The 8,071-nt window shown below is 43.1% G+C and carries 4 protein-coding genes; all 4 read right to left on the reverse strand.

Annotation, left to right across the window (positions count from 1 at the left end):
* Positions 1-1,829: glycosyl hydrolase family 28-related protein (locus tag BWI44_RS14705; protein WP_286814780.1), on the reverse strand; the 1,829-nt coding region annotated here is incomplete at its 3' end.
* 146 nt (positions 1,830-1,975) lie between these two features.
* Positions 1,976-2,695: a DUF3823 domain-containing protein gene (locus tag BWI44_RS14710; protein ID WP_005832874.1), complete on the reverse strand. Its 720-nt coding sequence runs from the start codon at positions 2,693-2,695 to the stop codon at positions 1,976-1,978.
* Between the two features lie 20 nt (positions 2,696-2,715).
* Entirely contained in the window at positions 2,716-4,680 is a 1,965-nt protein-coding gene (locus tag BWI44_RS14715; protein ID WP_005832876.1) for a RagB/SusD family nutrient uptake outer membrane protein, read from the reverse strand.
* Between the two features lie 13 nt (positions 4,681-4,693).
* Positions 4,694-8,071: TonB-dependent receptor (locus BWI44_RS14720; protein ID WP_286814793.1), on the reverse strand; the 3,378-nt coding region annotated here is incomplete at its 5' end.

The following is an 8,071-nucleotide window of genomic DNA, read 5'->3' on the forward strand; positions in this document are numbered from 1 at the left end:
TACACCTTCCAGTTGGACACCTTGTTGAAACGTACTTCATTTCTTACATGATGCTCGATGGACATGGCATAGATACGCCCCGGAGTAGAAGTATTGTTGGCATAGAAACCATTGGTGGCATATGTGCTTGCTGTCCAGATGTCTTTAAAGGTGCCGCCACCGTTGTTGGTCACCCACAGACTCCAATACTGGTTGTCCCAAGCAAGGTCCATGCCCGAAGCCGCTACCGGATTATCGGGAGAGCTGATGCGAACCGGTCTTTCCCACCAGCCTCTTGGTTCAGCCACACCGGGTTTCGGTTTCCACAAGCCACCGTGTCCACCTACAAATTTCACATCGTTCATATAAGAATCGGCATTTGCCATCCACTTCACGCCTACTGCACGATAGTTGTAACCACCGGTATTGATACCGATACCTACCAGCATATTAGCACCACCTTCGGACGATTCAACCATTGCCTTCGGACCACCAAAGCCGCTAAATGCAGCAGTACTTTCGTTCAATCTGAATTGTGTTCCAAAAGGATGCAAGCCAATCAACTTGGTATTGGGCTTCATCTTCAATGTTTCAGTAATGCGATACCAGCCCTGAGGCACATAGATGTTATCGTATTTATCAATAGCCTCTTGAATAGCCTTTGTATCATCTGTTTCTCCATCACCCTTGGCACCAAGTTCGCGAAGATTCACCCACGTTGCCATAGCAGGCAGTGCAGGAATATCCATTCGTTGAGCTACCGGCATCTTCTGTATCGGCTCAACTTCAACCAATGTTTCATATTCCGGCATATCAAGCAGGTTATCCATTTGCAGACCGTGGTCGTATGATTTCACTTTATAGATTTTATGAGCAACTTTTGTATCTGTATTGCTACGTGTGTACTTAGCCAAAACCGGCACATTCTTACAATATACATTACGGAAAGTAATTTGATTATTGCTGTTGTTCTCATTGGTAATTACCACAGCCGGACCACTTACATTTTCAAAGTAGCTGTTTTCCAAAAAGAGCTTGTCGCAATAATTAGGGTCGATGTCGAATACAGCCGGTACATTCTTAGCATACAGATTTACCATTGCCAAACCAGACTCTTGGCAACGAAGCGCTGCAATGCGTTGTCCCTCAAAATAAGAATCAACCATCATTACCGGCCAACCCGGAGAAGCTTTTGTCGTATAGATACCATAATCACCTCCATAGAAAGCTACGTTTTCCAATTCATTACCTACATCGAACAGACCGGCTTTACCCTTACCGATATATACTGCAACATAATTGATAAAACTATGCTGTGCAAAGTGAGTACGCAATGCCACTGCATGCGGATTACCGTCTTCTATGCGCAGGTTAATATTAGACATAGCACTATAGAACGTACTGGCACCTGCATCACGCGGTTTCTCACCTTCTTTAACCATACCTCCTGTAAACCAGAACATATATTTTGCTTTTCCCTTATCGCTTGGTACTTCTTCTTGAAATCCCGGAGAGTTTTTAGCCAAAATAAATTCAGGACGGTTCTTTCCATAACCAATCAAACGAATGGCTGTAGGAATATAAATAGTCTTACTGATTTTATACTTGCCTTCAGGTATAAAAAGAATACCGAAATTCTTTTCTTTCTTCACTTGATTAATGGCTGCCTGCAAAGCGTCCGACACGTCCATTTTTCCATCCGCCTTTATCGGATAGTTCTCGGGAGTGAAATAGAATGCTTCCGGATCATTCGGTTTCATTGGGTAGATGGAGTTCAATTCCACTGCATAAAGTTGCATACTGAGCATTCCCAACAAAAGCATTAAAAGATTGGTTGTCAGTCTTTTCATAATAATTTGTTATTAAGATAATTATACAATAAAGGCGTTCTGTTCTTCCAAGGACAGAACGCCTTTGTCAGTTAAATATACATTCTTCTTAGAACAAGAAGTATATTATGTCACAAATATAAGGTTTATATCGTTACAGTTTTTGTTTAAAACGGTATTTCAACCAACGGACTGTAATTATAACGTATTGTACCTACATCAGGAATACTTGCCTTGGCGCCAATACGGAAGAAATAATTCTTTCCTGTATATTTAAATGCACTTTGGTTAGCAGCCACATCAATAGTCAGCGTATAAGTCTTAGCCGGGTCAATTGCTATAGGCTCATCAAATGCAATTTTGTCTGTGCCGCCGCTCAATCCGAACTTCACGATATTACCTACCCACATATCAGAGAAAGCAAACAATTGGAGATCCGAAAGTTTTTCATTTCCCTTTCCACCTTCCAATGAGAAAGTAGCAACAATCTGGTTACCATTCTTCTCAATTCTCGGGTTCTTGATACGGATGTAAGGAGTTACCTTGAAATCCAAGGTATTATCACCCTTCTTCACTACCACGCCTTCTTGTTTGAAAGCATAGCAGTTATTATTCTCCATACGGATGTCATAGGTAGCGGCAAAAACCAAATTGTTGCGGTATTCGCCCGTATTCATAATTTTCCAGCTTTGAGTCTGCGGGTTGGCAAAACCTAACTCCACAACTTTCAGTTCGCCTCCGTCTTGAACGTCCATTCCAACCAGCTCACCTGTCTTCTCATCAATAATAGAGCCATGAATAGAGGCATTGGGAGATTCATAGTTATCAATTTCACAAGATGTCAATGCAAACAAACAGCATGAGATCATTAACAATATTTTTTTCATAATCTTCTAAGAATTTAGTATTAATAACCAGGGTTCTGAACTAAGCCATTTGATGCTGTTCCAGGAATAGCACGATAGTATGACTGAGGAGCAAAGGTACGACCGTTCTGTTTTTCATCTCCGTGGAAGTTTGCACGTACAAAGATGTACGAAGGCGTGTCGGTACGCAAGTCAATCATCGGAACGAGAGCCGAACGCATACCACCATTATAGTACACGTGGTTGTCGCGACGACGAACCATATCCCAGAAACGTTTACCTTCAAATGCCAATTCTACACGACGCTCTTTCAATACATTCTCCAAAGTAAGAGGAATGTTATCCTTATGAGCAGCACGATGACGGAGAGCATTCAGCAAGGTAGCAGCCTTGTTCTGATCGCCCTTACCACTTTCAACTACAGCCTCGGCATAGTTCAAATAGATTTCTGCCAAACGAATGTCGATAAACGGAGTAGTAATGGAGTTATCACGGCTGGACAAAGAAGAGAATTTTTCTTCTTCCATATACTTACGTACCGAGAAACCGGTAGTAGTATAGTTACCATTTTCTGAGTTACCAATGTTACCGAAACCAGAGTAGCCACTTGTACCTTCGGCACCAAAAGCAAAGTAAGTCTTTCCATCTTTACCCTGAGCAGAAGAGTTGTTATAAACAACGACTTTTCCTGAAGTTTCTACCAAACCACCTTGCATCAAGATAGGTACACTGGCATAGCTTGATCCGGGAATGATGACACTGGCTTGCAGACGTGCATCCTTATTCAAGAAAGGTTCAGACAAGCTGCTATATTGAATGTAAGGATCGGTAGACTTCACATTACCTTCCAACTGAACATTAGGTACATTGGCTTCATTGCCATCTGCACGAGTCTTGATAGGAGCACTCTTACCTGTACCATCATCGGTATAATCTTCGAACAAATCGACCAAATCAAGCGTAGGGCTGAAACGTCCGTAACGCAAAGCACCCGGATTTACCTGTGCCAAGCTGTAATACAAAGACCAACCATGACCTGAACGGTTGTTATTAGTCGAACCATCTACATAGCCACGAGACAGCAACACTTCATCTACCGGAGTAGACTGTATAAAGAGCTTTTGGAAATTTTGACGAGCTTCGTCTATGCTACCCGGATTGGCTCCATACAATGCACCACCATAATTATTCAGAATTTCATCTGAAGCAGCAATACATTCACCATAGAAATAATCAGCTTCGCCTTTGCTTAAACCAACCAATTTCTGATTAACAGCTTCACCTGCCAACGGAGCCTTGTCCCAATATTTGGCCAAAGAAGCAGCGAACAATGCCGCACGCGACTTCATACCCAATGCGCCCCATTTTGTGAAACGATAACCGTCACGAGCAACAGGAAGATCCTTTGCAGCTTCGCCAAACTCGTTAATAACGAATTTCCAAGTGTCTGATTCTGTACTACGCGGCACTCTCAAAGCTTCTGAATCACCCGGCACATAATCACCATCTTGCACGCGGTTAATGATAGGCACACCACCGTAACGCTTCACCAAACCAAAATAGATGTAAGCACGGGCAAAGCGAGCCTCAGCAATCATACGAGTAGCATCTGCTTGACTCAAAAGCCCTTTTTCTTGTGAAGATGTCACAGTTTCTATAAAGATATTCACCTGACGAATCTCATCATAAGGCCAATAATCGAAACCTTCTGTAATACCTCCACCACCTTCACTACGGGCAGCTTCATCAGAAAGGAAAGCAATGTTGGAAGCACCGTTTACACCGTCATAGTTACGGGCATTGAAACCTGTGTAGGGACGGAATACAAAATCTTCCATAGGGACTGCGGCATAAACAGTAGCCAATAAAGCCTTCATACCACCATCAGTTTCAGTCAGTTTGTCGCCGGACACTTTATCAAGCGGCTCCAATTCCAAGAAGCTATCGCAACTTGAAAGTCCTACAACCGCACATAGGGCCAGAGCGGATAATATGTTTTTCTTCATAATAATCTAAGTATTAAAAATTAATATTCAAACCAATATTATATGATTTCATCAACGGATAAGCCAAGCTGGCACCCCAGTCGCGTTCTTCACGTTCGGGGTCTGCATCTTTCAACAAAGAGTTACAGAATGTCAAGAGGTTGAAACCATTTACAAAGACACGCAGGTCGCTGATACCCACCTTACGAGTAAGATTCTTCGGAAGTGTGTAACCCAATTCCAAGCTCTTCAAACGCAAGTAAGTAGCATTCGGATTCCAGAAAGGAATAGCACCTACACCCCAGCTGTTACCATTATCCTGTGTACCGACGAAGTCACGACGCAAAGCGGGGAACTTACCAGATACCCATTGAGTAGCAGGATTGTAGGGGTCATCAGTAACGTTAGCTGTATGCCAACGGTCCATATACTTCTTCATCAAAGTCGGGTTAGTCTTCGAACCGTAACCGAATACGTCATCATTAGCATAACCGATTACATAACCGGCAGCACCCTGCAACAGAATGTTCAGGTCGAAGTTCTTGTAAGTGAATCCCAAGTTCATACCAAACTGGTAAGGAGGATTGGCTCCTGCACGACGTGATTCAGGCAACTGGTCTTCATAACCAATTACACCGTCACCATTGCGGTCAATAATACGGAATGCACCGGGAAGCATCATGGAGTTACCATTGCTGCCACCATACAGAGGTGCTCTTTCAAATTCGGAAATATTCTGGAACTGGCCGTCTGTCTTCTGAATCCACATACCACCACCTGAGTGATCCCACATACCGCCGATGGTACGATTATCATGACCATTCAAGAAGCGGTCCATTGAACTTTGGTAAGGATTGTGTTCTACATCCAAGAATTTGTAACGAGTGAACGAGTAGTTGGCACTGATGGTATAACCAAAGTCCTTACCAATCTTACCGCGTGTTCCGAGTTCAATTTCAAAACCGGTGTTTTCTTCCGAGTTAATGTTTTCTTTCGGGAAGCTGGCACCGAATGTATTCGGAATATCCATGATGCGGCTTGCCAAGATACCATCGTTGACACGACGATAAACTTCGACAGTACCGAACAATTTACCATTCCACAAATCAAAGTCCACACCGATGTTAGCAGTCTTGGTTACAACCCATGACAGATTATCAAGAACCACACCCGGAGCAACCATACCCATGGTCAGCTTATCATTAAATACATAACCTTTTTCACCTTGTGTATATGCAGCCACGTATTGGAACGGATCACCGGCATCGTATCCACTCTTTCCGTAAGAAGCACGGAGTTTCAAGTTAGAAACAAACGGCAGACCCTCTTTGATGAATTTCTCTTCAGACATACGCCAACCGGCACTTACCGAGGGGAAGAAAGCCCAACGATGTCCAGGAGCATAACGATAAGAACCGTCGTAACGTCCTACAACTTCCAACAAATATTTGCCAGCATAATCATAGTTGGCACGTACCAAATATGCAGCCAGACGAGTTTCTCTGCGGTAACCGCTATTGGTTGCTGTACTGGCATCAGCCTGATTCAAAATGTCGTTCGTGAAATAACCGTCATACAAACGACGTCCATACAATTCATCGTAACGGCTACCTGACAGTTCGACAACTCCGGTAGCACTAATGTTGTGGTTGCCAAAGCTATTTGCATAGTTCACCTGTGCACGTCCATAAAGTCTTTGGAAAATACCCATTGTGTTCTGATAACGGTTTTCACCAAAAGTCTTAGTCGGCTGGTCAGTGAAGTAGTCGTACAACTGATAAGATTTCTGCAATTCTGAGTTGTTGCGGTTGTTACCATTGAAAGAACCCAAGATACCTAAGCTCAAACCCTGTACGAAAGGAACTCTCCAAGTCAAATCGAAGTCTGCGGAGTAGTTCACACCACGATTACGACGATATCCGTCTACATTCGGGTCAACCAAAGCTGCCGGATTCTTACTTTCGGGAGCAATATCAGAATAGTGGTTTGTAGACCCCATAGCGTAAGGACCTACACCACGGTCATTTACCAACAAAGTCTTGAAAGTCCACATAAAGTCTTCTCTCGGACGCTGTGTTTGGTCCCAACGACCGGCCACTTTAACGTTCATGGTCAATCCCTTAGCCAACTCGGCTGTCAAGTTTGAACGGAAAGTGAAACGTTCGTAATACTGCACATTGTTTTTCAACAAACCGTTATCGCGGTTGTAACCGGCACTTACAAAGTATTTCACCTTTTCATTACCACCACGAATAGAAAGAGTATGGTTCGTAGCGAAGGCCTGCTTGTTCATATACATATCAATCCAGTCCCAATCACGATAACCTTCTACACCATTCTTATATTTATCCAGAATGTCTTGTGAATAAACTTCAGCCTTCTTACCGTTGCGGCTCATTTCGTTTTCCATCATACGGAATGTATAAGCGTCTACAGTTTCTTCCATACCGGTAGCATGCTTAATACCGAACAAACCGGAGTAAGAAACACGTGTCTTTTCGGAAGCACCTTGCTTGGTAGTAACAATGATAACACCGTTAGCCGAGTTCATACCATAAATAGCAGCCGAAGCATCTTTCAAGATAGAGATATTCTCGATATCTTCAGAGTTAAGTTGGGCAAACTCTTCATATTCACGTGTTACACCGTCGATTACGATCAACGGTTCACCACCACCACGAATACTGATCATGTTATCGAAGGTACCCGGTTCACCCGTTTTCTGACGAATCATAAGACCCGGCATCTTACCTTGGATATTATTGATAAGGTTCTCACTCTTAGTGGTCTGAATAGTTTCAGAAGTAATCGCTGTTACAGCACCCGTCAATGACTGCTTCTTCTGAACACCATAACCCACAACGACAACCTCATCCAACACTTCGGCATCTTCTGCCAATACAATGTTGAAAGAAGTCTTACCATCTACACGGATTTCTTGAGTCTTATAACCTACATAACTTACAAGAAGAGTAGCAGTCGGAGCCACATTGCTCAGTGTAAAGTTACCATCAATGTCGGTAATCACACCGTTGCTGGTACCTTTCACCAAAATACTGGCACCGATAATCGGTTCACCCGTTGCATCAGCCACAGTACCTTTTACGGTGATCGCCTGCATAGTAGCCTGTACTTCCTCGGCTCCTACAGCCTTATCATAAAGGATTATATTACGGTCCAACACCTTATAGCCTATATTGGTTCCTTTGAACATATCGTTCAAAACCTTGAATATAGTTTTGTTATTTACCTGAACCGATACACGACGATTTACATCAACTTGTTTGTTGTTGTAGAAGAATACGAATTCGGTGCCCTGCTCCAATTCCGTCAATACTTCATCGACCGTTCTGTCTTCAAGCGCAAGGCTTACCATTGTTTTTTGAGCATAACTATCATTGGCAAAAGTCAT

The sequence above is a fragment of the Bacteroides sp. Phil13 genome (genome assembly GCF_001940965.1).
Classification (GTDB): Bacteria; Bacteroidota; Bacteroidia; order Bacteroidales; family Bacteroidaceae; genus Bacteroides; species Bacteroides intestinalis.